General features: G+C 63.4%; 23 protein-coding genes. 12 read left to right on the forward strand and 11 right to left on the reverse strand.

Annotated elements, in window-relative coordinates:
* The first annotated feature begins 4 nt into the window (after nucleotides 1-4).
* From EJ076_RS14645 to EJ076_RS14655, 3 genes are all read left to right on the forward strand, one after another.
* On the forward strand, nucleotides 5-229 hold the full coding sequence (locus EJ076_RS14645; protein WP_006206606.1) for a F0F1 ATP synthase subunit C: 225 nt from the start codon (nucleotides 5-7) through the stop codon (nucleotides 227-229).
* A 62-nt stretch (nucleotides 230-291) separates the two neighbouring features.
* The gene (locus EJ076_RS14650) at nucleotides 292-891 is read left to right on the forward strand and encodes a F0F1 ATP synthase subunit B (RefSeq protein ID WP_126068360.1); all 600 of its coding nucleotides are present in this window, start codon (nucleotides 292-294) and stop codon (nucleotides 889-891) included.
* A gap of 10 nt (nucleotides 892-901) precedes the next feature.
* Complete coding sequence (locus EJ076_RS14655; protein WP_126068361.1) at nucleotides 902-1,393, forward strand: F0F1 ATP synthase subunit B; 492 nt, start codon at nucleotides 902-904, stop codon at nucleotides 1,391-1,393.
* A 244-nt stretch (nucleotides 1,394-1,637) separates the two neighbouring features.
* On the opposite strand, the gene EJ076_RS14660 is transcribed toward EJ076_RS14655, so the two are convergent.
* Both EJ076_RS14660 and EJ076_RS14665 read right to left on the reverse strand, forming a co-directional pair.
* Entirely contained in the window at nucleotides 1,638-2,333 is a 696-nt protein-coding gene (locus tag EJ076_RS14660) for a ribonuclease HII (RefSeq protein WP_126068362.1), read from the reverse strand.
* A 154-nt stretch (nucleotides 2,334-2,487) separates the two neighbouring features.
* Nucleotides 2,488-3,642 (reverse strand): PA0069 family radical SAM protein, encoded by a 1,155-nt coding sequence (locus EJ076_RS14665; RefSeq protein ID WP_126071055.1) that lies wholly within the window; start codon nucleotides 3,640-3,642, stop codon nucleotides 2,488-2,490.
* A gap of 150 nt (nucleotides 3,643-3,792) precedes the next feature.
* On the opposite strand from EJ076_RS14665, the gene EJ076_RS14670 reads away from it, so the two are divergent.
* Both EJ076_RS14670 and EJ076_RS14675 read left to right on the forward strand, forming a co-directional pair.
* Complete coding sequence (locus tag EJ076_RS14670; RefSeq protein ID WP_126071056.1) at nucleotides 3,793-4,317, forward strand: glycosyltransferase; 525 nt, start codon at nucleotides 3,793-3,795, stop codon at nucleotides 4,315-4,317.
* 145 nt (nucleotides 4,318-4,462) lie between these two features.
* Complete coding sequence (locus EJ076_RS14675; RefSeq protein WP_126068363.1) at nucleotides 4,463-5,437, forward strand: hypothetical protein; 975 nt, start codon at nucleotides 4,463-4,465, stop codon at nucleotides 5,435-5,437.
* Between the two features lie 5 nt (nucleotides 5,438-5,442).
* On the opposite strand, the gene EJ076_RS14680 is transcribed toward EJ076_RS14675, so the two are convergent.
* The 7 genes from EJ076_RS14680 to EJ076_RS14710 form a co-directional block, all read right to left on the reverse strand.
* Complete coding sequence (locus EJ076_RS14680) at nucleotides 5,443-5,868, reverse strand: aldehyde-activating protein (RefSeq protein WP_126068364.1); 426 nt, start codon at nucleotides 5,866-5,868, stop codon at nucleotides 5,443-5,445.
* 140 nt (nucleotides 5,869-6,008) lie between these two features.
* Nucleotides 6,009-6,563, reverse strand: coding sequence for a molybdenum cofactor biosynthesis protein B (moaB, locus tag EJ076_RS14685; RefSeq protein WP_126068365.1), 555 nt, complete (start codon nucleotides 6,561-6,563; stop codon nucleotides 6,009-6,011).
* Nucleotides 6,550-7,449, reverse strand: coding sequence for a 4-(cytidine 5'-diphospho)-2-C-methyl-D-erythritol kinase (locus tag EJ076_RS14690; protein ID WP_126068366.1), 900 nt, complete (start codon nucleotides 7,447-7,449; stop codon nucleotides 6,550-6,552). Before EJ076_RS14690 ends, moaB begins: the two co-directional genes overlap by 14 nt.
* A gap of 20 nt (nucleotides 7,450-7,469) precedes the next feature.
* Complete coding sequence (locus EJ076_RS14695) at nucleotides 7,470-7,655, reverse strand: hypothetical protein (protein ID WP_056581167.1); 186 nt, start codon at nucleotides 7,653-7,655, stop codon at nucleotides 7,470-7,472.
* A 137-nt stretch (nucleotides 7,656-7,792) separates the two neighbouring features.
* Entirely contained in the window at nucleotides 7,793-8,656 is an 864-nt protein-coding gene (locus EJ076_RS14700) for a S49 family peptidase (RefSeq protein WP_126068367.1), read from the reverse strand.
* A 79-nt stretch (nucleotides 8,657-8,735) separates the two neighbouring features.
* Entirely contained in the window at nucleotides 8,736-9,536 is an 801-nt protein-coding gene (locus tag EJ076_RS14705) for a methyltransferase (protein ID WP_126068368.1), read from the reverse strand.
* Nucleotides 9,536-9,760, reverse strand: a complete 225-nt coding sequence (locus EJ076_RS14710) for a DUF2007 domain-containing protein (protein ID WP_015318845.1) — start codon at nucleotides 9,758-9,760, stop codon at nucleotides 9,536-9,538. Before EJ076_RS14710 ends, EJ076_RS14705 begins: the two co-directional genes overlap by 1 nt.
* A 207-nt stretch (nucleotides 9,761-9,967) precedes the next feature.
* Here EJ076_RS14710 and EJ076_RS14715 point away from each other — a divergent pair, with 207 nt between their 5' ends.
* From EJ076_RS14715 to EJ076_RS14735, 5 genes are all read left to right on the forward strand, one after another.
* A complete protein-coding gene (locus EJ076_RS14715; protein WP_109662154.1) occupies nucleotides 9,968-10,984 on the forward strand; it encodes a polyprenyl synthetase family protein in 1,017 nt (338 codons plus the stop codon).
* Between the two features lie 117 nt (nucleotides 10,985-11,101).
* On the forward strand, nucleotides 11,102-11,770 hold the full coding sequence (locus tag EJ076_RS14720; RefSeq protein ID WP_057145533.1) for a GntR family transcriptional regulator: 669 nt from the start codon (nucleotides 11,102-11,104) through the stop codon (nucleotides 11,768-11,770).
* A 108-nt stretch (nucleotides 11,771-11,878) separates the two neighbouring features.
* A complete protein-coding gene (locus EJ076_RS14725) occupies nucleotides 11,879-12,484 on the forward strand; it encodes a biotin transporter BioY (protein WP_126068369.1) in 606 nt (201 codons plus the stop codon).
* Nucleotides 12,485-12,928 (forward strand): DUF1284 domain-containing protein, encoded by a 444-nt coding sequence (locus tag EJ076_RS14730; RefSeq protein ID WP_126068370.1) that lies wholly within the window; start codon nucleotides 12,485-12,487, stop codon nucleotides 12,926-12,928.
* 236 nt (nucleotides 12,929-13,164) lie between these two features.
* Complete coding sequence (locus tag EJ076_RS14735; RefSeq protein ID WP_126068371.1) at nucleotides 13,165-14,940, forward strand: tetratricopeptide repeat protein; 1,776 nt, start codon at nucleotides 13,165-13,167, stop codon at nucleotides 14,938-14,940.
* A gap of 100 nt (nucleotides 14,941-15,040) precedes the next feature.
* On the opposite strand, the gene EJ076_RS14740 is transcribed toward EJ076_RS14735, so the two are convergent.
* The gene (locus EJ076_RS14740) at nucleotides 15,041-15,502 is read right to left on the reverse strand and encodes a GNAT family N-acetyltransferase (protein WP_126071057.1); all 462 of its coding nucleotides are present in this window, start codon (nucleotides 15,500-15,502) and stop codon (nucleotides 15,041-15,043) included.
* Nucleotides 15,503-15,742: 240 nt separating this feature from the next.
* On the opposite strand from EJ076_RS14740, the gene EJ076_RS14745 reads away from it, so the two are divergent.
* The gene (locus EJ076_RS14745) at nucleotides 15,743-16,663 is read left to right on the forward strand and encodes a glycine--tRNA ligase subunit alpha (RefSeq protein WP_126071058.1); all 921 of its coding nucleotides are present in this window, start codon (nucleotides 15,743-15,745) and stop codon (nucleotides 16,661-16,663) included.
* A 3-nt stretch (nucleotides 16,664-16,666) separates the two neighbouring features.
* Here EJ076_RS14745 and EJ076_RS35210 read toward each other — a convergent pair whose 3' ends face one another.
* Nucleotides 16,667-16,843 carry a hypothetical protein gene (locus tag EJ076_RS35210; protein ID WP_164548640.1) on the reverse strand — a complete coding sequence of 59 codons (177 nt, stop codon included), beginning with the start codon at nucleotides 16,841-16,843 and terminating at the stop codon, nucleotides 16,667-16,669.
* Nucleotides 16,844-17,187: 344 nt separating this feature from the next.
* On the opposite strand from EJ076_RS35210, the gene glyS reads away from it, so the two are divergent.
* Nucleotides 17,188-19,566, forward strand: a complete 2,379-nt coding sequence (gene glyS / locus EJ076_RS14750) for a glycine--tRNA ligase subunit beta (RefSeq protein ID WP_126068372.1) — start codon at nucleotides 17,188-17,190, stop codon at nucleotides 19,564-19,566.
* Nucleotides 19,567-19,619: the final 53 nt, after the last annotated feature.

A 19,619-nucleotide genomic window follows, 5' to 3' on the forward strand; every position in this document is an offset into this window, starting at 1 on the left:
ACAAATGGACGCAGAAGCAGCAAAGTACATCGGCGCCGGCATCGCTTGCCTGGGCATGGGTGGCGCGGGCATTGGCCTCGGCAACATCTTCGGCAGCTACCTGGCGGGCGCGCTGCGCAACCCGTCGGCTGCTGATGGCCAGTTCGGCCGTCTGATCTTCGGCTTTGCCGTGACCGAAGCTCTGGGCATCTTCTCGCTTCTCATCGCGCTTCTGGCCCTGTTCGGCTGAGCATTGAGAGCATTGGACAGGCCGGCCGCGCAAGCGGCGGGCCTGAATTTCGGGGATAGTCCATGTTCGTGACATCTGCCTTCGCGCAAGAGTCCGCGCCATCAGCCGATACCAGCCATGCTGCGACGGAAGGCGACACGCATTCCGGCACCAGCGTGCCTGCTGAAGCGCATGGCACGTTTCCGCCATTCGATCCGGCGACGTTCCCGTCGCAGCTTCTGTGGCTGGCGATCACCTTCGGGCTGTTCTACCTCTTCCTGAAGCGGGTTGTGATGCCGCGCGTCGGGGGCATCATCGATGTCCGCAACGATCGCATCACGCAGGACCTCGACCAGGCAGCCAAGTTGAAGGGCGAGGCCGACGCCGCCGTTGCTGCTTACGAGCAGGAACTGGCGGAAGCCAAGACCAAGGCCAACGCGATCGGCCAGCAGGCTAACGATGCGGCCAAGGCCGAGGCCGAGACCGCACGCAAGAAGGTTGAGGCCGCGCTCGACGCGAAGCTTGGCGAGGCCGAAGCCCGCATTTCTTCCATCAAGGCCAATGCCATGAAGGAAGTCGGCAGCATCGCCGAGGATACCGCTTCGGCGATCGTCGAGGCCCTGGTCGGCGGCAAGGCCAGCAAGGCCGAGATCGCGGCCGCGGTCAAATCCGTGGCCCGGTGAGGAGCGCATCATGGATTACACATCTCTCGCGACGCTCTGGGCCACAATAGCCCTCATCATTTTCCTGGGCGTTGCCGTCTATATCAAGGTGCCTGGCATGATCGCCAAGGCGCTCGACGCCCGCGCCGCCAGGATCAGCAATGAGCTGGACGAAGCGCGCCGCCTGCGCGAGGAGGCCCAGCAGCTGCTCGGTCAGTATCAGCGCAAGCGCAAGGAAGCCGAGCAGGAGGCCGCCGACATCGTCGCCGCCGCCAAGCGCGAGGCCGATATGCTTGCCGCCGACGCGCACAAGAAGACCGAGGACTATGTCGTCAGGCGCACAGCGCTTGCCGAACAGAAGATCGGCCAGGCCGAGCGTGACGCCATCAGCGAAGTCCGCGCCAGCGCCGTCGATATCGCCGTCGAGGCAGCGCGCACGCTGCTCGCCGGCAAGATCGACGCCAAGGCCGGTGCCGACCTGTTCAAGGCTTCGCTCGCGGACGTGAAGTCGAAGCTGAACTGAGCGGTTCTCAAGCCGCCGACATGGAGCCGCCCGGGCAACCTGGCGGCTTTTTTGTTTGTCTGCGCGGATAATCTCCCCCCTCGAGGGAGAGATGTCGCCGAAGGCGACAGAGGGGGTCGCTTCGACTGGGCGCGACGCCATCTCGCAGACAAGAAGGGCGCCAGCGCTTCACGCGCGACGACCCCCTCTGGCCTGCCGGCCATCTCCCCCTCGAGGGGGGAGATTAGCTGCCATCGCCGTCGGCTCACTCCAGTCCGACGAAGCTCTCTTCGTCATTGACCTCAGCCCCGCCCAATCTGAACGGCGCAAACGACACGCGGTGCAGCCGCGCCACCGGGCCATGCGCCTCGATTGCCGTGCGATGGCGGACCGTGGCGTAGCCCATGTGGACTTCGAAGCCGTAGCGGTCGTGATGGTTGCCGCAGCCGCACATCATGCGGTCGCGCATCACCTTGGCGACGATCGAGGCGGCGGCGATCGACTGCGAACGCTGGTCGCCCTTGATCAGCGCGCGCCCTTCACAAGGCAGCCCCGGCGGCACGTCGCGTCCGTCGGCAAGGGCGAGCTTCGGTTGAACCGACAGCCCAACCAGCGCGCGGCGCATGGCTTCGAGACTTGCCTTGAGGATGTTGCTGCCGTCGATGCCCTCGGCGCTGATGGAGGCCATGGAAATCGCCTGCGCGGAGCCGAGAATGCGCAGGAACAGCGCTTCGCGCTGCAAATGGCTGAGCCGCTTGGAATCGTCGAGACCGTCCGGAATGTTGGCGGGGTCGAGCACCACCGCCGCCGCGACCACCGGCCCGGCGAGCGGCCCACGGCCGGCCTCATCCATCCCGGCGACTGGCCACAGCCCGTCCACCATCGCCTTCGTCTCGAAGGAGAAGTCAGGTTTCTCGATGATCTCAAAGAGAAGCGGAGAATCGGAACGCGCGCGAGCCATGTTGCGGCGAGGTTCGCATCGGCTCCGATTCTCCGCAAGTCCCTCCGGGTCGGGTGGGGCGCCGGACCGGGAGGGCACCGTCTGCAGGCCGGGGCAGGCCGGACGGGATTCTTGCGCTCTGCGACAGATCAGACCGCCGCGGTGAAGTGCATTCTCAAAGCAGCGTCAGCTGCAATTGATCCTTGGCAGCGGCAACGAACTGGTCGGTCCGCAGCGTGCGCCGTTCGGCATTGAGGCCGAGCCGCTTGGCGGTGATCTCGAAGCGCCGGCCGATCTGCCAAGCATAGGGACCGGCGCCCTTCATGCGCTTGCCCCATTCCGAATCGTAGTCCTTGCCGTCGCGCATCGAACGGATCAGCGACATCACGTGGCGGTAGCGATCAGGATAATGACGCAGCAGCCAGTCCTTGAAGATCGGGCTGACTTCCAGGGGCAGGCGCAGCACGACATAGCCTGCCTCACGGGCGCCGGCGGCACGTGCCGAATCGAGGATGCGTTCCATCTCCTGGTCGGTCAGGCCGGGGATGATCGGCGCCACCATGACCGAAGCCGGAATGCCGGCATCCGAAAGCTGCCGGATCGCCTCCAGCCGCTTGGTCGGCGTCGATGCGCGCGGCTCCATCGTTCTGGCCAGCATCCGGTCCAATGTCGTCACCGACAACGCCACCTTGGCGAGCCCCCGTTCGGCCATGCGCGACAGGATATCGATGTCGCGCGTCACCAAAGCGGATTTTGTCACGATGCCGACCGGATGGCCGCGCGCCTCCAGCACTTCGAGGATCTCGCGCATGATCCGGTATTGCTTCTCGATCGGCTGGTAGGGGTCGGTGTTGGTGCCGATGGCGATGGTGCGCGGCTGGTAGCCCTCCTTCGACAGCTCCTTGTCGAGCAAGCGCGCCGCATCCGGCTTGGCGAACAGCTTGGATTCGAAATCGAGGCCCGGCGACAGTCCCATGAAGGAGTGCGTCGGCCGGGCAAAGCAGTAGACACAACCATGTTCGCAGCCGCGATAGGGGTTGATCGAACGGTCGAAGGAGATGTCAGGCGATTCGTTGCGGGTGATGATGGTGCGCGGCTTCTCGACCTGCACTTCGGTCTTGAAGGGCGGCAGTTCTTCCAGCGAGTTCCAACCATCGTCGAAAACATGCCGGCTCACCGGCTCGAATCGCCCGGACGGATTGATGCCCGCCGACCGGCCGCGGTTGCGATCCGGACGGACACGCACGCCACTCTGCTCGATCATCGCATTGGCCATCTCGGCTCTTCCTGCTCCGAAAGCTGCAATGTCGGCGCGCACGATCTGTTCCATCTTCGCCCGCTCCCAGGGACTGTCCATGTTGTGTCGAATCGCTCTGTTCATGAAATTATTCCTATTTTGTCGAAGAGAACAAAGCAAGAACTTTTTATGGTGCGCTGCAATAACTGGCGCTGTGTCGCGCTTTCCGCTATTCGGCTAATGATGCTCAGTGTTCTCATCGAAACCCGCAATGACGAGGAAGGCCTTACCCGTACGCTCGCCTCGCTGATTGGCGGCGCGGTCGAGGGCGTCGTGCGTGAAGTCATCGTCTGTGACACGGGCTCCACCGACCAGACACATCGTGTGGCCGAACATGCCGGCTGTCAGTACGTGACTGGTGGCGTCGCTGTCGGCATCCGCCAGGCCAAGGGGGACTGGCTGCTGCTACTGGAGCCTGGCGCGCGGCTGGTGGAGGGCTGGATCGACGTGGTCGTCGACCACACAGCCAGGCAAACCATGGCGGCACGGTTTTCGCGGGCGCGCGGCAGCCGCACGCCGTTCCTGGCGCGCGTCTTTTCGGGAAACCGTGCCTTGGCCGACGGATTGCTGATCAGCAAGCGTCAGGTCGCGGCCTCGGCCAAGAGTGCCGGCAGCGCCGAGGCCATTGCTCGCGGCCTCGCGACAAAGCGGCTCGACGCCGAAATCTGGGTGGCGCCGGTAAAGCAGAAGCATCGCTCCCCGACATGATTTTTTGCAGCTGCTCTCTCCATTGTGCATTGCACAAAATCTGGCGCGGGGTTAGTTTCCATCCCAAGCGGTGAATTGGGTTTGGGTCATGCCGAGTGGTGAACACCGATGCGGCATCGGTGACGCTCTCATAGCCGAGGACCCGATGAACCTTTCACCCCCCGACAATTCCGGTGCGGCCAGTCTCGAGGCCATTGCGCGCAACGGCAGCCTGCTGCGGCGTATCGCGGTGCGCATTCCGACCTATCTCAAGGATCTTCGCGAAAACCCAGCCTGGCTGCCGATGTTCATGCTGGCGCGCACCATGCCTGGACGCCGCATGCATTGGCTGGGCGCAAAACGCGCTCAGCCGGTCGTCAATGCGGTGGACACGATGTTTGCCGGCGCCGAACGGGAAGCCGTGGTCGAAGCGCTGCGCTCCGACGGGCTGTTTTCGGGCCTGGTCCTACCGCCTGATATCCATGAGGAGATCGCAGACTTCGCCGGGCGCACGCCTTGCTTCGGCAATTTCGACCGCCGTCTCGAATTCATGCCGGGCGAACATGCCGAGGCTGAAAAGCGCTTCGGCCGCTCGCTGCTCAGTGGGCATTTTTTCGAGCGCATACTCGACTGCCAGGCGGCACTCGCCATCCAGCGCGATCCGCTGCTTCTGGACATTGCCGCGCACTATCTCGGCGGCCAGGCCAAACTGATCACGACGCGGGTGTGGTGGAGTTTCCCGACGGGCGCCGCTTCGGATGCCGACAAGAATCTCGCCTCGCTCGGCAAGTATCATTTCGACCTCGACGACTGGCGCATGCTGAAATTCTTTTTCTATCTCAAGCCGGTCGATGCGGACACCGGCCCGCATGTCTATGTCAAAGGCAGTCACAAGCGCCGCAGCCTCAAGCATCAGCTCACCCTCTTGGTCGGCCATCCCGCGCAAGAGGTTCTGGATGTCTATGGCGAGCAGAGCCCGGTGACATTGACTGGAGAAGCAGGCCTCGGCTTCGTCGAGGATCCGTTCGGCTTCCACATGGGCACCGTGCCGGCGCGCACGCCGCGGCTGATGATGGAGGTCGGCTTCGGCGTATCGCCGCCGTCGCGCCGGCGATTCCATGGCGAGCCGGTCATCCGCTGAAGGAACTATCCGAAGCTCAACTCGACAGGCATCCAGCGAGCGCGACGCCTGGCTTGGCGCTGCGCTTTGCTTTCGGCATCGAAGTCGACACGAACCGGCTCCCGATTGAACCGCTCGCGGTCGTCCAGGGCGTTGATGATGACGATCGCCCTAGCGTCGTCTACCTCTCCAGCGATTGCGGCGACATAGACGCCACACTCCCGGCAGATCAGATAGTCGGCCGTCCTCAGCCCGAACTGATATCTCTGCAATCGCGCCTCGTCCTTGACCGAGATGATCAGTTTGCCGGCTGCATCGGCGATGGCGCGCGAACCATATCTGACACAGAACGAACATTGGCAGGCGCGAACTTCGATTTGCTGCGGGTCGAGTTCGGTTGAGAATCCAAGGCGTATGTTGCCGCAATGGCATCCGCCGGTATGCACGGTCATCGTATCTGCCTTGTCGTGACGGCGATGATCGCCTTCAAGCAGGTTAGTTTTCCGAGATCAGGTATGGAATGGGGTTTCGAAGGCGTAGGTGCTGTTCTGCTTGGCAAACGCGGCGTGGAACCGGCGCTTTGCCTCGGCTTTTATGGAGCCGATTTGCCGCGCCGCAGATGCTCGTCCAGGCGCGGCATGATCTCGACGAAATTGCACGGCATGTGCCGGTAGTCGAGCTGCGCCTTCAGGATGCCGTCCCACGCGTCCTTGCAGGCGCCTGGCGAACCTGGCAGCACGAAGACGAAGGTGGCGTTGACGACGCCGCCGGTCGCCCGGCTCTGGATCGTCGAGGTGCCGATCTTGTCGTAGGAGATACGGTGGAACACTTCCGAAAAGCCGTCCATGCGCTTTTCGAAGATCGGCTCCAGCGCGTCCGGCGTCACGTCACGGCCGGTGAAGCCGGTGCCGCCGGTGGTGATCACGACATCGATATCCTTGTCCCGTGACCACGCCAGAACCGTGTCGCGGATTTTCTCACGGTCGTCGGTGACGATATCGCGGGCGGCCAGGATGTGGCCCGCCTCGGTGATGCGATCGGCCAGCGTCTGGCCGGATTTGTCGTCGGCGAGGCTGCGTGTGTCCGAAACGGTCAGCACCGCGATGCGCACGGGGATGAAGGAACGGCTTTCGTCAATTGTGGCCATCAGCGCCCTCCGATGCGATGCTGCGCGTCGCGGCGACGAACCAGTCGGGCTGGCGGCCGCGGATCTCGGCAGCGGCCCGCTTGGCGACATTGCCGGTCTCGAACAGGCCGAAGCAGGTGGCGCCGGACCCGGACATCCGTGAAAAACCCGATCCAGCCTTGTTCAGCCACGAAAGCGCCCTGCCGATGGCGGGCTGCATCGCCAGCGCTGCTGGCTCGAGATCGTTGCGGGTGATCTCCAGCCAGTTGCGCAGGCTGTGAAAATCGATGCTGCGCGGCAGCGGCGGCAGTGCTGCGTTGTCGCGATGGGCAAGCGCTGCAAACACCTCGGCCGTCAAGACCGGCGTGCCTGGATTGACCAGCACCAATCCAAGCGTCGAAAAATCCGGCACCATCGACAGCTCGTCCCCAATGCCGCGCGCGACCAGAGGCCTGGCCGCCAGGCACATCGGCACATCGGCGCCAAGCGAGAGGCCGATCCGCTCCAGCTTGGTGCCATCGATGTCCAGGGCCCATGTCTCCACCAGTCCGCGCAGCACGGTCGCCGCGTCGCTCGAACCGCCGCCGACGCCGGAGGCGACCGGCAGGTTCTTTTCGAGCCGAATGGCGACCGGCGGTGTTCTCTCGTGCCTGACCGCTTGTCGCAGGGCATCGCGCGCCCTGAGCACCAGATTGCTGGCGTCGACAGGAACGGCCGGGGCGTAACGGCCAGACACGGTGAACTCATCGCTGTCGGCGAGCACGATTTCGACCCTGTCGCCAAACCGTGTGAACACCGCCAGGCTCTCGATCAGATGATAGCCGTCGGGGCGCCTGCCGGTAACATGCAGCGCAAGATTGATCTTGGCGTGCGCGTGCCAGCTACGCGACCCGATGTCGGTGTCCACAATGGTATGCGAAATGATGCTCAGTCCTTGGCCAGCCGGTATTCGCCGGTCTTCGGATCCTTGACCAGCGTTCCGATCGCGCCGTTGGCCGCCTGCTTTTCGGTGCGCCGCACCTTGGCGGTCACGCGCTCAGCTTCCCTAATGAAGGTGCGGTAGCCGAAATAGGCGGCGACGCCAACGACGGTGAAGAAAATGATCTGCGGCATACCAAAACTCCTCCCACGTGGGCCGGCGAAGGCGGCCGGTCGGGTCGGTTGATGCATGTCGTCCAAAAGTGGATCCGGTTTGGGTAACGACATGCATGAGATTTCTAACTCTCATGCTAGACGGTTTTGCCGGGTTTTCAAAGCCCGAAGCGTGCCCACAACGCGCGCTCTTCCGCCGCATCGATCACGCCGCTAGCGGCAGCGGCTGCGATATCGGGCACCGAGAAGCCCTTGCTCGAACCGAACAGGCCGAAGCGGCTGAGGAAACCGCGCGGCGCCGTGATCAGCCTAAGCTGGGTTTTTGCCCCGAAACGGGTCTTCAGCACCGTGCGCATATCGCCGAGCGCATCGACCAGGCCGAGTTCGAGGCCCTTGATACCGGTCCAGAACAGGCCGGTGAACAGGTCCGGATCATCTTTCAGTTTCGTGCCGCGCCGCTCCTTGACGAGATCGATGAACGTGCCGTGCACCTCAAGCTGCAGTGCCTTCAGGCGTTCGACGTCTTCCTTCTTCTCGGGCTTGAAGGGATCGAGCACCGCCTTGTTCTGGCCGGCAGTGTGGACACGGCGCTCGACACCGATCTTCTTCATCAGTTCCGGAAAGCCGAACGAGGCCGACACCACGCCGATCGAACCGACGATGGAGGACGGATCGGCAAAAATCTCGTCGCCGGCGACCGCGATCATGTAGCCGCCCGATGCCGCGACGTCCTCGACGAAGACCAGGACCTTTTTGTTCTTTTCCATCGCCAGGTCGCGGATGCGCTTGAAGATCAGCCGCGACTGCACCGGCGAGCCGCCCGGCGAATTGATCGAGATGGCAACCGCCGGCGAGTCGTAGGAGAACGCCTTCTCGATGAGGCCAGCGGTGGAGGCCAGCGACAGGCTCGGTCGGAACTGGCCACCGCCGGCCATGATGGTGCCGTGCAGCCGGATGACCGGAATGGTGACGACGGTGGAGCGCCAGGATTTCGGCAGCAGGCGGTTGATAAGTCGTTTCACGAGGGCGCGGTCTCCGGTCGATGGGTTGCAGGCATGTAGGGATTTCCCGGCCAACGGCAATGTGGCCGGGCAGAATAGCTCAATCTCCAAACAGCGAGGCGAGGCCGTTGGTGATCATTTCGCTGCGCTCATCGGGGCGGTGGCCTGACTGCGCGTGCAGCATCAGGGGCGGGCGGATGGCAAGCTTTCCCCGCGCCCCGAGCACTGCCCTGACGACAATGCGGATTGCCACCGCGTCTGGGCGAGGATGGACGGCGAGCATCTCGGCATCGCCGAAGCGCCCTGCGATCGCATCGAGAATGGCGCCGAGCTGTTCGGGGCGGGCGATCACGGCAAGCCCGCCGCGCGGCCTGACGACCGCTGCCGCACTGCGGATCCAGCTCTCGAACAGCCCGTCCTCCATGACATGGGCTTCTTTTCTGAGGCGATCGGGGGTGGCGCGGTCCCGTGCGGGGTTGAAAGGCGGGTTCATGATGACGAAGTCGAAGTCGTTGTCGGCGAGGCCGGCGGCCGCCCGCGCCCGGCCCGATACGGTGACATCGGCGACCAGCACCGATGCCCGATCGCTGAGATGGGCATTGCCGGGGTGGGCAAGGGTGGCCGCCGCGAAGGCCGCCATTTCCGGCGCGCGTTCGACAAGCACCGCCTCGGCGGCCGGGCAGCGTGACAGCACCGCCAGTCCGGCGGCCCCGGCGCCGGCACCGAAATCGGCGAGACGCCCGGCAAAGGCGGATGGCACGGACGCCGCCAGCATCATCGCATCCATGCCGGCGCGATGGCCGCCTTGCTTGGGCTGCACCAGCCAGAACCGGCCGCGATGGAAAGCGTCGACCGTATGGGCCGGCGTGTCCGGGACGAGGGTGGCCGGCGCGGCGGACATTATTTTCCGCGAATCTCGTTGGCGATGCCGGCATCCGTCAGGATGCGCCGTGCCGCGTCGGCCTGGTCGGCGTCGACCATGACGCGCCGCGGCAGGATGCCGAGCGAGCCGTCGAGCACGCTCATGTTCTGGTCGGCGACGAAGCAGCCGATGCCGGCATCGCGCATCAGCGATTCGACAAAGGAGATGATGACGGCGTCGTTGGTGCGAATGAGCTCAATCATCGGGCGAAACTCTCAGTTTGCAGCGCTGATGTAAACGGGCAGGCGGATTCCCGTGGCAAAGTAGAACTCCCTTTCGGCGTCGGTTGACATTCCGTCATCGCCGCCGCGCCAATTCGCCACTTGCCGTGGCCATGTCCGCCGCCCTAGAGTCCATGCAGGGACTAAGGGTGCCGTCGCACGCGTTATACCAAGACGGGAGTGATTGTCGTGGGTGTCGTTCTCAACATCGAAAACGGGAAGCGGGAGCCTGCCTCCATCAAGGATCTGATCGATCTGACTGCCGCCGATATGGGGCGCGTCAATGAATTGATCCTGTCCAAGGCCGGCTCCGACGTCGAGATGATCCCGGAAGTCGCCAATCATCTGATCTCGTCCGGCGGCAAACGGCTGCGGCCGATGCTGACACTCGCTGCCGCGCAGATGTTCGGCTATGTCGGCGAGGGCCACGTCAAGCTCGCCACCTCGGTCGAATTCATGCACACCGCGACGCTGCTGCACGACGACGTCGTCGACGAGAGCGGCATGCGCCGCGGCAAGAAGACCGCCCGCATGATCTGGGGCAACCAGGCAAGCGTACTGGTCGGCGACTTCCTGCTCGGCCAGGCCTTCCGCATGATGGTCGATGTCGGCTCGCTCGAAGCACTCGACATCCTGTCGAGTGCGGCCTCGATCATCGCCGAGGGCGAGGTGATGCAGCTTGCCGCCGCCAAGAACCTCGAAACCACCGAGGACGAGCATTTCGCGGTGATCAAGGCCAAGACCGCGGCGCTGTTTTCGGCTGCTGCCGAGGTCGGTCCCGTCATCGCCCAGGCGACGCGCAATGATCGTGCCGCGCTGCGCTCTTACGGCATGAATCTCGGCCTTGCCTTCCAGCTAATCGACGATGCGCTGGATTATGGCGGCACCAGCAAGGATCTGGGCAAGAACGTCGGCGACGATTTCCGCGAAGGCAAGGTGACCTTGCCGGTCATCCTTGCCTACCGGCGCGGCTCCAAGGCCGAGCGCACCTTCTGGAAGCGCGCCATCGAGGACAATGTCACCGATGACGCCGGTCTGGAAAAGGCGACCGGCCTGATGACCCGCCACGGCGCCATTGCCGACACGATCGGGCGCGCCCGCCATTTCGGCGAGATCGCCCGCGATGCGCTGGCGCCGCTGGAAGCGACGCCGCAGAAATCGGCGCTGATCGACGTCATCGATTTCTGCATCAGCCGGGTGAACTGAGAAACGTTGCCGCGCCTCTCCGGCACGGCTGACGAGGACGCCCGCACAAGAGGCAACCCACCGAATCCTGGTGTTGCCGTCTCGACAAGCTGCCCCGCCGCAAATTATCTATAAAACATGGCAAAGGGCACAGACGACACCATCGCGGTGCGCATCAGCAAGGTGCTGGCGGACCGCATCATCTCGGGCGCGATCGAGCCGGGGGCCAGGCTTCGGCAGGATCATATCGCCGAGGAATTCCACACCAGTCATGTTCCCGTGCGCGAGGCCTTTCGCCGCCTCGAGGCGCAAGGGCTGGCCATCGGTGAGCCGCGCCGAGGCGTGCGAGTGGCGTCGTTCGATCTGGGCGAGGTCAAGGAAGTCGCCGAAATGCGGGCGGCACTCGAAGTGCTGGCGCTGCGCCACGCCGCGCCACACCTGACATCAGCCATTCTCGATCTCGCCGAAGAGGCAACCAAGGCCGGCGACAAGTCCCGCGACGTCAGGTCATGGGAGGAAGCCAATCGCGCCTTCCACCGGCTGATCCTGGCGCCATGCGGCATGCCGCGCCTGCTCGCCACCATCGACGATCTGCACGCGGCGAGTGCCCGCTTCCTGTTTGCGGCATGGCGCTCGGAGTGGGAGACACGCACCGATCAGGATCATCGCGCGATACTCACCGCCTTGCGGCAGGGGAACACCGAATCGGCGGCCGTGACGCTGGGGCGGCATGTCCAGTGGATTGGCCGCAAGCCGGTCAGGACGGCCTCCGGGACGACGCGCGAAGCCTTTGCCATCGTCGGCTAGGACGACCCTTTGCACAGCCAGGGCTTGCTATCTCACCGGAATTGTGGATTCGATAATAGATCGAAAACAGAAATTATCTATAATTTGCAATCGATCGAAGGAATCCCAATGGCAGACATCGCATTCTTGTCCAGCAAGCCCTCGTTCAGCCCGCTCCGGCTCCAGGATCGCTCCCTCGGCTGGCAGGCCGGAGCTGTCGTGCTCGGCACGCTGTTCCTGGCACTGTCGTCCTACATCGAAGTGCCAATGGTGCCGGTTCCAGTGACCATGCAGACCTTCGCCGTGACCTTGATCGGCGCGCTCTATGGCTGGCGGCTTGGCGCTGTGACCATCGCCGCTTGGCTGGTCGAAGGCGCGGTGGGCTTTCCAGTCCTGGCCGGAGGCGCCGCCGGCGTACAGCATTTCGTCGGGCCGACGGGCGGCTATCTCTTCGCCTTCCCGATCACCGGCGCGCTTGTCGGCTGGCTGGCCGAACGCGGCTGGAACGGCAACAGGGTGGTGCTCGCCTTCGCCGCCATGCTGCTCGGTAACCTTGCCTGCCTGGTTCTCGGCACCATGTGGCTCGCTGTCATGATCGGCACTGAGAAGGCCATCACCTTTGGCTTCCTGCCTTTTCTCGTCGGCGGGTTGCTCAAGTCGGCGCTGGGTGCTGCGACACTCAAGCTGTTTTCGGGCTACAAACCCGAGCCGACCGACCTCAGGCCACAAGAATAAATGACGATCAGGCTACGCGCCCATCACCTCCTTTGCCTGCTCACCTATGTGGGCAAGGGATACAGCCCCGCCTTCACCGCCAATTATGATCGCGTCGCGGAGCGCCTGAGCCGGGGCGAGGACGTCCTCCTCGTTTCCGGCCCCGACGATGTCTGCGCTCCCTTGCTCGACGAGCCGGAACCGCATTGTCTCAACGAGAGCGTCGTCGAGCGGGACCGGCTCGCTGCACAGGACGTGGAGGAATTGCTGGCGCAATCAATCCGCGTCGGCGCCAGTCTCGATCTCGATGCGGCAATCCTGGCTCGGATGCGGCAGGCGTTTTCGGCGGGCCGCGTGCGCAAGGCTTGCGGCGGCTGTGAGTGGAATGAGCTGTGCAGCACGACAGCGGCCGGCGGATATAGCGACACGCTGGTGCACCGGTCCGCCTCGCCAGGCAAGGGCTGATATTGGCGCTGACCTCAATGGTCGAATCTGTGATATAGTCGGCGCCGCGCAGGGCCATGGCCGAAATTCAAGATCGGAAACTGGTGCCTGTCGCCATGGTTTGTTAATCGGGTGCCCGGATTGTGAATTCGAGGCGGATTGAAGCGTGACCCCAAAAAGGCCATGCTTTGCCTGGAAAGATCGAGTCTACGCCGATCCCGCTGACGCGGAGATGGCGCCTGGCTGAAAGGGATACGATGCGGCAAGGACGTGCGCGCTGGCTGACAAGGCTGGCAATTGTTACAGGCATGGCGATCTCGACTTTGCCGGCCTATGCCAAGCAAACCACCGAACCGGTCAAGATCACGTCGTTTTCGGGCGCCTATCTGGCAGCTCGGATCGCCGAAGGCGACAACGACCTCGACAGTGCCATAGCCTACTACAAGCAGGCATTGGCCTTCGACCCGAGCGACACCGGCCTGCAGCAGAGCCTGATGCTGTCGCTGATCGCGCAGGGCCGCTTCGACGAATCCCTCGTCTATGCCGACAAGCTCAAGGAAGTTCCAGATGTCGAGCGCTTTTCGCGCCTGGCACTCGCCGTTGATTCCTTCCACAAGAAGGATTTCACCAAGGCGCAGTACTGGCTCAAGCTGTCGCTGGAATCCGATCTCGACCGGCTGATCTCCGGGGTGATGTCCGGCTGGGCCCAACAGGGCGCCGGCGAGGCCTCCGATGCGATGACCTCCATCGACAAGCTGCAGGGGCCGGATTGGTTCGGCCTGTTCAAGTCGTTCCACCGCGCGCTGATCGCCGATGCGTCCGGTATGCCCGAGAAGGCCGAAGCGATCTACGCCGCGACCATGCAGAACACCGCCGCCGGCGGCGCCGCTCCCGAAACCTGGATGCGCAACGCCCAGGCCTACGCGTCGTTCCTGGCCCGCAAGGGCGACAAGGCCAAGGCGCTGTCGGTGCTCGACCAGGCCGAGGCGTTTTCGCCGGGCAAGCTGGAGATCGTCGCCTTGCGCGACAGGATCGCCAAGGGCGACAAGATTGCGCCCTTCGCTGCTGGCCCGTCGGACGGTGCCTCCGAGATTTTGCTCGACCTTGCCACCGCGCTCAACCGTGGCGGCGGCGAGCCGTTCGTCCGCCTCTATCTGCAATATGCGCTTGCCCTGAAGCCTGACAGCGACGCCGCCCTGGTGCAACTCGCTGCTGTATCCGAGCAGCTGAAGGACGGCGAGGGCGCCATTGCGCTCTATCGGCGGATCCCTGCCACTTCGCCGCTGAAGGAGCTTTCGGATCTGCAGCTCGGCCTCAACCTTGCCGATCTCGACCGTCACGAAGAAGCGATCACCCATCTGAAGGCCTTCGTCGACGCCCATCCCGACGACATGCGCGCCTATCTGGCGCTCGGCGGCGTCTATTCCTCGAAGGATGATTTCCGCTCGGCCGCCAATCTCTACGACAAGGCTGTCGATGTGCTGAAGACGCCGACTGCAGCCAACTGGAATATCTTCTACCAGCGCGGCATCGCATATGAGCGCCTGAAGGAATGGCCCAAGGCCGAGCCGAACTTCCGCAAGGCGCTGGAGCTGTTCCCCGACCAGCCGCAGGTGCTGAACTATCTCGGCTATTCCTGGGTCGACATGAACACCAACCTCAAGGAAGGCCTGGCGATGATCCAGAAGGCCGTCGACCTCAGGCCGAGCGACGGTTACATCGTCGATTCGCTGGGTTGGGCCTATTTCCGCCTCGGCAGGTTCGATGACGCCGTGCGCGAAATGGAACGCGCCGTGTCGCTGAAGCCGGAAGATCCGGTTCTGAACGATCACCTCGGCGATGCCTACTGGCGCGTCGGCCGCAAGCTGGAAGCAACTTTCCAGTGGAACCAGGCTCGCGACCTGAAGCCGGATCCCGATGTGCTGGCCACCTTGCAGCAGAAGCTGATGAAGGGCCTGCCGCCGATCGAATCCAACACGGCGCAGGAAACCCCGAAGGTCAAGCCAGAGCCGGTGCCCGCCCCGAAGGGGTGAAGTCGACTATTTTGAATACGAACGGGGCTCTTTTCGGAGCCCCGTTTTCGTTTGGGCCACATGCGCCCGCCCAGACGCTCGCCGGTTTGCGGAGACGGCCTCAGAACATCTTCCGGTAGACGACAAACCCGGAGCGTTCGCCGACCTTGTCATAGAGCTTCATCGCCGTGTGATTGGTTTCATGCGTCAGCCAGTACACCCGACCTGAGCCGGCGGCCCAGGCACGCTCATAGACGCCCTCGATCAGCGCCCGGCCGATGCCTTTGCCACGCGAGGCCTGTGTGGTGAAAAGGTCCTGCAGGTAGCAATTCGGTGCGATCGACGTGGTGCTGCGATGGAAGAGATAGTGCACGAGGCCGAGAAGCTGTCCCTCGCTCTCGGCAACCAGCGCATGGACCGGCTCGTAGGCATCGAAGAAACGCGACCATGTCATCTGGGTGATCTCGCCCGGCAGGGCCGTTTCACCCGAGCGGCCATAAAATGCGTTGTAGCCGTCCCACAGCGGCAGCCATTGCTCGAAATCCTGGCGCACAACGGGACGGATGACGATCGGGCTGGGCATGGCTGGACCTGTTGTCATTGACATGGACGACGCATCGAACAGACCTCAGGCTGCCATGACCGGCAATGGGCCACGCCCTCGCAATGCTTTCAACATCGTCCCGCACGCTTCCGGCGATCCGCGCCGGCGCGCCTTGCTTGACGCTTTGCCGCCGTGTCTCTAGGACGTGCCGGCAAGCTAGCCCGTGCTGTCGAGGCCCCCGTGACAATTGAAATCCCGACTATTGAAATCCCCGCCCATATGCATCCCAGCCGCTCGTTCCAGGGGCTGATCCTGACCTTGCACAATTACTGGGCGGCCTATGGTTGCGTCATCTTGCAGCCCTACGACATGGAGGTCGGCGCCGGCACGTTTCATCCGGCAACGACGCTGCGCGCGCTTGGGCCAAAACGCTGGAATGCCGCCTATGTCCAGCCTTCGCGCCGTCCCAAGGATGGCCGCTACGGCGAGAACCCGAACCGGCTGCAGCATTATTACCAGTATCAGGTGATCCTGAAGCCCAACCCGCCCAACCTGCAGGAGCTCTATCTCGGTTCGCTGGCAGCGATCGGCGTCGACCCGTTGCTGCACGACATCCGCTTTGTCGAGGACGATTGGGAAAGCCCGACGCTGGGCGCCTGGGGCCTCGGCTGGGAGTGCTGGTGCGACGGCATGGAAGTGTCGCAATTCACCTATTTCCAGCAGGTCTGCGGAATCGAATGCGCGCCGGTGGCCGGCGAGCTGACCTACGGGCTGGAGCGGCTGGCCATGTATGTGCAGGGCGTCGACAATGTCTACGACCTCAACTTCAACGGCCGCGAAGGCGCCGACAAGGTCGCCTATGGCGATGTCTTCCTGCAGGCCGAGCAGGAATATTCGCGCCACAATTTCGAATACGCCAACACGGCGATGCTGCTGCGCCACTTCGAGGACGCCGAGGCCGAGTGCAAAGCGTTGCTCGATGCCGGCGCGCCGGCGTCTAACGACAATCTGCCGATGCATCGCATGGTTTTCCCGGCCTATGATCAGTGCATCAAGGCCAGCCATGTCTTCAACCTGCTCGACGCACGCGGTGTGATTTCGGTCACCGAACGGCAGAGCTACATCCTGCGGGTGCGCAATCTGGCGAAGGCCTGCGGCGAGGCATTTTTGAAGACGCAGGCGGGTGGCTTGGCAGCCTGAGTTTCAGACCCGTTTCATCATCTCGAAGGAAATGTTGATCGGCAGGACGTTCTGAGTGCCGGTACCGTCGATCGTGCGCAATGCCTGCCGCACGCCCGGCATCGAGAAGGCGCCATGGGCCTGCGCGGTGAAGCAGGCGCTGAGCGCGAGGATCTGTAGAAGTCTGGATGCCGTTTTCATGGTCGTTGAGCCAATAGTTCCCTGCCTGAGCGTGGGTCGCTTCAGCGCTGCGTTCGGTTCATGGAAATCTTTGATCCAAGGACGAGCGGGATCGTCTCGTCCCGACAGGGCGGCCAAAATTTCTGGAAATGGGCGCAAATCGGCGATCGCCGCGCGGAAAGGGTGACAGCGGCCAGCCGAGTTGCTATGCCCCGCCCGGACCATTTTGCCGCGTGAGCCCCATCCATGCCTGACCTGCTTCTAGAACTCCGCTCGGAAGAGATTCCTGCCCAGCCGCGCGACCGCAGCGCCGGAGGCGCGAGGACGCGCAAACAGGAAAATGGCATGCGGGCGGAGACACTCTGATGCCGGATTTGTTGCTCGAACTTCGTTCCGAGGAAATCCCTGCCCGCATGCAGCGCAAGGCGGCGGGTGATCTCAGGAAGATGCTGACCGACGGTCTGGTCGAGGCGGGACTGACCTATGAGGCGGCGCGCGAGTACTGGACGCCGCGGCGGCTGACGCTCGATATCAGGGGCCTGACCGCGCGCTCGAAGGATGTAAGCGAAGAGATCAAAGGACCTTCGACATCAGCGCCTGAACAGGCGATCCAGGGGTTCCTGCGCAAGGCCGGACTTGCTTCGATCGCCGAGGCGCATGTCCATTCCGATCCGAAGAAGGGTGACTTCTACGTCGCCCATATTTCGAAGCCGGGCAGGGCGGCCGAAAAGATTATCGCCGAGCTGGTGCCGGGCATCGTCCGCAATTTTCCGTGGCCGAAATCGATGCGCTGGGGGCCGGCCTCGGCCAAGCCCGGCTCGCTGCGCTGGGTGCGGCCGCTGCAATCGATCCTGTGCACCTTCGGCCCGGAGACCGAGGAGCCTGTCGTGGTCGATTTCGAGATCGACGGCATCCGCTCGGGCAACGTCACCTATGGCCACCGCTTCCACGCGCCTGATGCCATTACGGTGCGCCGCTTCGACGACTATGTTTCCAAGCTGGAAGCGGCGAAGGTCGTGCTCGATGCCGACCGGCGCAAGGAGATCATCCTTGCCGACGCCCGCAATCTCGCTTTCGCCAACGGGCTCGACCTGGTTGAGGACGACGGGCTGCTGGAAGAGGTGTCCGGGCTGGTCGAATGGCCGGTCGTGCTGATGGGCGAGTTCGAGGAGGCTTTCCTGGCCATTCCGGCCGAGGTGATCCGGCTGACCATCCGCGCCAACCAGAAGTGCTTTGTCACGCGGCCGCAGGGTGTCGATGATGCGCTTTCCAACCGCTTCATCCTCACCGCCAACATCGAGGCCAAGGATGGCGGCAAGGAGATCGCCCACGGCAACGGCAAGGTGGTGCGCGCCCGTCTGTCCGACGCGCTTTATTTCTGGACGACCGATCAGGGCGATTTGCCTGATCTTGACCAGCTTGAAGCATCGGCGGAAAAATTCGGGCTCGATCTGAAGAAACCGCTCGACCAGCGCATGGCCCGCCTCGACCATCTCGCCGTCACCTTTCACGCCAAGCTCGGCACGCAGGGCGAGCGGGTGGAGCGGATTGCCCGGCTTGCCGAGGAACTGGCGCCGATCGTCGGCGCCGATCCCGCACTGGCGCGCCGTGCGGCTGTCTTAGCCAAGGCCGATCTCACCACTGAAGTCGTCGGCGAGTTCCCCGAGCTGCAAGGCGCAATAGGGCGCAAATATGCGTTGCTGCAGGGCGAGCATGCTTCGGTCGCGGCAGCCATTGAGGAACACTACAAGCCACAAGGCCCATCCGATCGCGTACCGAGCGATCCGGTTTCGATCACCGTGGCACTTGCCGACAAGCTCGACACGCTGGCCGGCTTCTGGGCCATCGACGAAAAGCCGACCGGGTCGAAGGACCCCTATGCTTTGCGTCGAGCGGCGCTGGGTGTGGTGAGGATCATACTGGAAAACAGGATCAGGCTTTCCCTGGGTGTCGCCATTGCAGCGACGGTGGCCTCGGCGCTCGCCGCATATGAACGGTTCGGTGAGGGGGTTGAGAGCCGTGGTGTGGTCACGATGCTCGATTTCCGCATTCGCGAGTACAAGGGGGCAAGCCAGTTGCTGTCGGAAGCCGGCTTGATCTCCAGATTGTTGAAGGGCGGCTTGGCCAACGCAAATTCGGAAACCTTCGGCTCCGCCGATCAGGAACGAGAGTTCTTCGATGGCCAGCGTATGATGGAGTTGGAAGCATCGCTTTCGCCATTCGTCGCCGATCTCGTCGCCTTCTTCCACGACCGCCTGAAGGTCTACCTCCGTGACCAGGGTGCACGCCACGATCTGATTGATGCGGTCATCACACCGCAGTCCGATGACCTGCTGCAGATCGTGCGCCGCGTCGAGGCGCTGGGCTCCTTCCTCGATACAGAGGACGGCAAAAACCTGCTCGCCGGCACCAAACGTGCGGCCAACATCCTGGCCGCCGAGGAGAAGAAGAAAACGGCGGTCGCCGAAACCGTTGAGCCGGCGCTGTTTCGCGAGGATACCGAGAAATTGCTGTTTGCGGCGGTGAATCAGGCTGAGAAGCAAGCCGGCGAAGCGATTCAAAACGATGACTTTTCCGGCGCCCTGTTGGCGCTTAGCGTTTTGCGTGAACCGGTTGATTCATTCTTTGAGCATGTCCTCGTAAATGACGAGGACTTGTCCGTGCGCGCCAATCGCTTGGCGCTGCTCGCCCGCATCCGCGCGGCGACCGGTCAGGTCGCGGATTTCTCGAAGATAGCTGGTTGAGAAGCTAAGAAAAAATCTTCCGGTCGGCCGTTCGAGCCGGCTTACAGTCATAT

This window comes from Mesorhizobium sp. M7D.F.Ca.US.005.01.1.1 (genome assembly GCF_003952545.1).
Classification (GTDB): Bacteria; Pseudomonadota; Alphaproteobacteria; order Rhizobiales; family Rhizobiaceae; genus Mesorhizobium; species Mesorhizobium loti.

Coding starts and splice junctions, on each gene's coding strand:
- EJ076_RS14645 (WP_006206606.1), top strand. CDS start 5: ATGGACGCAGAAGCAGCAAAGTACATCGGCGCCGGCATCGCTTGCCTG.
- EJ076_RS14650 (WP_126068360.1), top strand. CDS start 292: ATGTTCGTGACATCTGCCTTCGCGCAAGAGTCCGCGCCATCAGCCGAT.
- EJ076_RS14655 (WP_126068361.1), top strand. CDS start 902: ATGGATTACACATCTCTCGCGACGCTCTGGGCCACAATAGCCCTCATC.
- EJ076_RS14660 (WP_126068362.1), bottom strand. CDS start 2,333: ATGGCTCGCGCGCGTTCCGATTCTCCGCTTCTCTTTGAGATCATCGAG.
- EJ076_RS14665 (WP_126071055.1), bottom strand. CDS start 3,642: ATGGAACAGATCGTGCGCGCCGACATTGCAGCTTTCGGAGCAGGAAGA.
- EJ076_RS14670 (WP_126071056.1), top strand. CDS start 3,793: ATGCTCAGTGTTCTCATCGAAACCCGCAATGACGAGGAAGGCCTTACC.
- EJ076_RS14675 (WP_126068363.1), top strand. CDS start 4,463: ATGAACCTTTCACCCCCCGACAATTCCGGTGCGGCCAGTCTCGAGGCC.
- EJ076_RS14680 (WP_126068364.1), bottom strand. CDS start 5,868: ATGACCGTGCATACCGGCGGATGCCATTGCGGCAACATACGCCTTGGA.
- moaB (WP_126068365.1), bottom strand. CDS start 6,563: ATGGCCACAATTGACGAAAGCCGTTCCTTCATCCCCGTGCGCATCGCG.
- EJ076_RS14695 (WP_056581167.1), bottom strand. CDS start 7,655: ATGCCGCAGATCATTTTCTTCACCGTCGTTGGCGTCGCCGCCTATTTC.
- EJ076_RS14705 (WP_126068368.1), bottom strand. CDS start 9,536: ATGTCCGCCGCGCCGGCCACCCTCGTCCCGGACACGCCGGCCCATACG.
- EJ076_RS14710 (WP_015318845.1), bottom strand. CDS start 9,760: ATGATTGAGCTCATTCGCACCAACGACGCCGTCATCATCTCCTTTGTC.
- EJ076_RS14720 (WP_057145533.1), top strand. CDS start 11,102: ATGGCAAAGGGCACAGACGACACCATCGCGGTGCGCATCAGCAAGGTG.
- EJ076_RS14725 (WP_126068369.1), top strand. CDS start 11,879: ATGGCAGACATCGCATTCTTGTCCAGCAAGCCCTCGTTCAGCCCGCTC.
- EJ076_RS14730 (WP_126068370.1), top strand. CDS start 12,485: ATGACGATCAGGCTACGCGCCCATCACCTCCTTTGCCTGCTCACCTAT.
- EJ076_RS14735 (WP_126068371.1), top strand. CDS start 13,165: ATGCGGCAAGGACGTGCGCGCTGGCTGACAAGGCTGGCAATTGTTACA.
- EJ076_RS14740 (WP_126071057.1), bottom strand. CDS start 15,502: ATGCCCAGCCCGATCGTCATCCGTCCCGTTGTGCGCCAGGATTTCGAG.
- EJ076_RS14745 (WP_126071058.1), top strand. CDS start 15,743: ATGCATCCCAGCCGCTCGTTCCAGGGGCTGATCCTGACCTTGCACAAT.
- EJ076_RS35210 (WP_164548640.1), bottom strand. CDS start 16,843: ATGAAAACGGCATCCAGACTTCTACAGATCCTCGCGCTCAGCGCCTGC.
- glyS (WP_126068372.1), top strand. CDS start 17,188: ATGCCGGATTTGTTGCTCGAACTTCGTTCCGAGGAAATCCCTGCCCGC.